Here is a 4,229-nt window from a genome sequence, read left to right on the forward strand (position 1 = left end):
GGCGCTATTTATATGGTTGCTTCTATCTTTTGGCTCAATTGATGACACGCCCTAGAAAACGGAACACTAAATATGAAAAATAAAAAGATAATTTTAAAAATCTGTAATGAAAACTCATTTATAAGTCTTTAGTTTTTAGTCTTTATTTTAGAATTAGGAGAATTTTTCTTTTATTTTTTTGTTTAAGATGCTTATGCAAAATAGATTATTCCTAATGCTAGAGTGATCACTACTTATCTTGTCTATTTAACCTAAATTAAAGGTATTAGAATCTCTCTTTTTTAGATAATTTTATTGAAGAGAATCTTTATTCTCAAACTTTATAGGTTCTTCATACGTAAAAATAATAGGCTCTTCTTTTAAATATTTTAGTTTAATTTCTTGAGGTAAAACGGGCCTTCTGTCTTCTTCTAAAACCAGTTGTTGTATAGGTCCTTTAATTTCTTTTTTTTCCTTATTAATGGCCGTTGATTCAGGAGCCATATATTCAACTATATATCCTCCTTCTGCTGGCAAAACTTTTGCGCTTGTATGAGCCCATTCATCTGATGTTTCTTTAGCTTTTACGCAAGAGATTAAAGTGAAAGCTAGAAAAAACGCGACTGAGAAGCTTTTTTTAATTTCAATAAGAATTTTCATAAGGGCCTCCGGCCTTTTTAATTTTAGATGAAAAATACACAAATTCAGTTAAGAAGTGATAAATTGATAATATCTCACTTTCTCAATTGAGGCCATAAAATTGTTTATTGCTTTTTAGGGAATAAAAATTTGAGTGGTGTTAGACCATATGAATAAAAACAATTAGTTAATTTTGAAGGTTTTTTCAAATTCTATCTTATGTTTTAAAGCAACTTTACCAAATACTTCCTCCCTCCATCCCTTCATAATCTTTAAAGAAAGGTCATGAGAAGATTCCTTTTCTCTGGCGAAGTCTTCTAGGTCTTTACGTGTTGCAATTAAAGATGGAGAAATGCCATAGGCTTCTGCTTGCTGAGTGAGCAAGGTTCTTAATTCTCCAAAGAGAGCTTTTTCTTTGGGCGTCAGAGAATGGATTACGTTTGCCTGGGGCCAAAGAGAACTTGGGATTTGAAAGGCTTTTTTATAGCATTCAAAGAGACTTTTAGCCTGTTGCATTTTAAAATAGCGCGCCAGGGGTTTAACTTTAATCAACTCTTCAAGCGTTGAAAGCTTTTGTTGCCCGAGAAGAATAATTTCTGCATCAGAAATAATCCATGATCTTGGCAAGTTTTGAGTCCGCGCCGTTTGCTCGCGCCAATGGGTTATTTCTTTAATAATGCAGAGAATTTGAGGAGAAATATTCTTTTTTTGTGATTTAAGACGTTGCCAGAGCTCATCGCCGTTTCGTTGAAAGGAGGGAAGGATAAAAAGATCTTTCATTTCTTGATGGGCCCATGACAAGCGATCTTTTTCTTGGAGTTGCGCGAAAAGAGTTTCATAAATTTGTCTTAAATAAAAAACATCTAAACTTGCATACTCAATTTGAGAAGGGCTCAAAGGACGTTTTGTCCAGTCTGCACGTTGTTGGGATTTATCCAAGTCAATGGAACACAAAGATTTAACAAGCGTATGATAGCCGACAGAATCCCCAAATCCACAAAATTGAGCTGCAATTTGAGTATCAAAAACAGAACAGGGAAGATGTCCTGTGAGACGTAGAAAAATTTCGAGATCTTCATATCCTGCATGAAATACTTTAACGATTTCAGGATTTTGAAGAACATCTGTAAGAGGAGAGAGATCAAGTGTGTATGATAAGGGATCAATCAAAACAACGGAACGTGGATTAGCGATTTGAATAAGACATAGATCTGGCCAGAATGTATTTTCTCGTTTAAATTCCGTATCAAGAGTAATGAAAGAGCCATTTGTTAAATTTTCACAAAAAAGTTTGAGCTCTTGAGAAGAACGGATGAAAGAAGAAGGTACTTTTGAGGTATTGAAAAAAGAAGTATTCATATTTAAACAGACAAAAAAACCACTCTAGAATTTTCTTAGAGTGGTTTTTTTGAAACTGGATACTTAGTTAATTGCGTCTTTAAGCGCTTTTCCAGCACGGAATTTTGGTTGCTTTGACGCTGGGATCTTAATTTTCTCACCGGTGCGAGGATTACGCCCTTCACTTGCTGCACGTTTTACAACAACAAAGGTTCCAAATCCAACGAGACGGACTTCGTCTCCTTTTTTCAAGGAACCAGTAATTGCATCAAATACACCATCTACAGCTTTTGTTGCGACGGCTTTTGTGACTCCTGCTGCATCTGCAACGGAGGAAATAAGTTCTGATTTATTCACGGTTTATAACCCTTTTTTAAGACACTGAAATAAAAAACCATCCTCATAGTAGGCGAAGTTATAAGGATCCGTCAACGCAGAATATAAGAGAAAGAAGCAGTTTTGTCTTTTTTTTGTTGTTTTTTTATATTTACCATGTAAAGAAGTGACAGTAATACAAAAAAAATACGATTAATTTTAAGATTTTTTTGAGAAAATAGGTGCTCATGTCTTTTAAAGACCTGCATCGATGGTAAAAAAAGATAATTTGATTTACGTAAGGAAAGATTTTATGAAAATATTCATTTTAAAAGGTGTTTTCTTGTTTGGTATTTTTCTAGTAGGTATCTATAGTGCCCAACATGTAGCCCAAGCAACTCATTTAAAATATGATGACGAAGAAGATAAAGATGGGCCCAGCGCGGGCAGAAATATTTATTCAATTTCAGGTAGGAGATAGATTTATTTAGAAAAAGGATGAATCAAAGTATTTTTCGGGCCGACAGTAAATGTTTCTCCTTCGGTATATATGTATACGCTCTTCTTCCTTATTATGTTGACCCAACAGATGAAGCACATGGGCAAGAAAGCTAAGATTATTCTTTTCCATTGCTTTGGGATAAAATATTTGCTTTATACAGGATGTCCAAGAAAAATTTTTTAGGCAGAAACGAGCGCTTCCATAAAAAGATAAAGTCCATGAAAAAAGCTTCAAATCCATCTCTTAAAATTCCCAGACAATTGGGTCTTTTCACAGCCACCTGTTTAATTATCGGAAACCTTATCGGTATGGGGGTTTTTATTCTCCCTGCCGCCATGGCTTCTTTAGGAGTTATCGGTCTTTTAGGATGGGGAATTACAACAATTGGAGCTTTAAGCCTTGCCTTGATTTTTGCATTTCTGGCTCAACATATGTCTGCAGAAGGTGGAATTTATGCTTATAGCCGAGCTGCATTTGGAGACTATGTCGGTTTTCAGGTAGCTTGGAATTATTGGATTGCTTCTTGGACAGGAAACACAGCTTTTGTTGTTTCCATTCCTGCTTATTTTTCAATTTTATGGCCCGAATTAAATGAGAATCCTCATCTGGCGCTTTGTGTGAGTCTCGGAATCCTTTGGGCAATTGTCGGAATGCAGTGTTTGGGGATTAAACAAGCGGCAATCTTTCAAAATATTTCAACTATTTTAAAACTTATCCCTCTTATTCTTATTCCAGTCGTTGGTATTTTTTATATAAAAACGGAACATTTTTCTTTAAGTCATATTGATCCCTCCTTATCTTTCTCACAGGCTCTCGCAGAGGCATCGATCTTAACCATTTGGGCTTTTATTGGAATTGAGTCGGCAACAATTCCATCACAATCTATTAAAAGCCCTAAAAAGACCATTCCTCGAGCGACAGTTATTGGAACATTCGTAACAGCCATCGTTTATATTTTAGGGGCCGTTGTCATTTTGGGTGTGGTAGGGCCTGAAGGACTTCAAGGAACAAAAGCACCCTATGCCGTTGCTGCGGGTCAAATCTTTACACAGTTTCCTGTGCGTTGGATTGAAATGTTTGTTGCCTGTGGTGCCGTGATTTCTGGAATAGGGTGTCTTAATGGATGGGTTCTTTTGCAAGCACAAATGCCTTTTGCAGCCTCAAAAGATGGATTGTTTCCAAAGTTTTTTGAGCGGGGGTTTTATAAGGGAACACCCATTTATGGGCTTGTCTTCTCGAGTGTCCTTGTTACGATCCTTCTCCTGATGAGTCAATCAAAATCGCTCATTCATCAGTATGTGTTTGTCGTTAAAATCTCGACGCTTTGCATGTTGGTTGCTTATATCTATCCAACAGTTTCTTCTCTCATTTTACTTAAAAACCCATCAAAAATTTCTTTTTGTGGATATTTAAGTCTCGTGATCATTGGAATGAGTTATATTTTATGGGCCATGTT

5 protein-coding genes are annotated in these 4,229 nt (G+C 35.9%); 2 read left to right on the top strand and 3 right to left on the bottom strand.

The features are described 5' to 3' along the window. Nucleotides 1-291: 291 nt before the first annotated feature. The 3 genes from JSS34_08520 to JSS34_08530 all read right to left on the bottom strand — a co-directional run bounded on the left by JSS34_08520 (nucleotide 292) and on the right by JSS34_08530 (nucleotide 2,313). The gene (locus tag JSS34_08520) at nucleotides 292-639 is read right to left on the bottom strand and encodes a hypothetical protein (protein ID MBS0186341.1); all 348 of its coding nucleotides are present in this window, start codon (nucleotides 637-639) and stop codon (nucleotides 292-294) included. 162 nt (nucleotides 640-801) lie between these two features. After that, nucleotides 802-1,977 (bottom strand): ribonuclease D, encoded by a 1,176-nt coding sequence (gene rnd / locus JSS34_08525; GenBank protein ID MBS0186342.1) that lies wholly within the window; start codon nucleotides 1,975-1,977, stop codon nucleotides 802-804. A gap of 63 nt (nucleotides 1,978-2,040) precedes the next feature. After that, the gene (locus JSS34_08530; GenBank protein ID MBS0186343.1) at nucleotides 2,041-2,313 is read right to left on the bottom strand and encodes an HU family DNA-binding protein; all 273 of its coding nucleotides are present in this window, start codon (nucleotides 2,311-2,313) and stop codon (nucleotides 2,041-2,043) included. Between the two features lie 271 nt (nucleotides 2,314-2,584). On the opposite strand from JSS34_08530, the gene JSS34_08535 reads away from it, so the two are divergent. Continuing rightward, nucleotides 2,585-2,752 (top strand): hypothetical protein, encoded by a 168-nt coding sequence (locus JSS34_08535; GenBank protein MBS0186344.1) that lies wholly within the window; start codon nucleotides 2,585-2,587, stop codon nucleotides 2,750-2,752. A 239-nt stretch (nucleotides 2,753-2,991) separates the two neighbouring features. Continuing rightward, the coding region (locus JSS34_08540) for an amino acid permease (protein MBS0186345.1) at nucleotides 2,992-4,229 on the top strand (1,238 nt) is incomplete at its 3' end.

It is taken from the genome of Pseudomonadota bacterium (assembly GCA_018242545.1).
Lineage (GTDB): Bacteria > Pseudomonadota > Alphaproteobacteria > 16-39-46 > 16-39-46 > 16-39-46.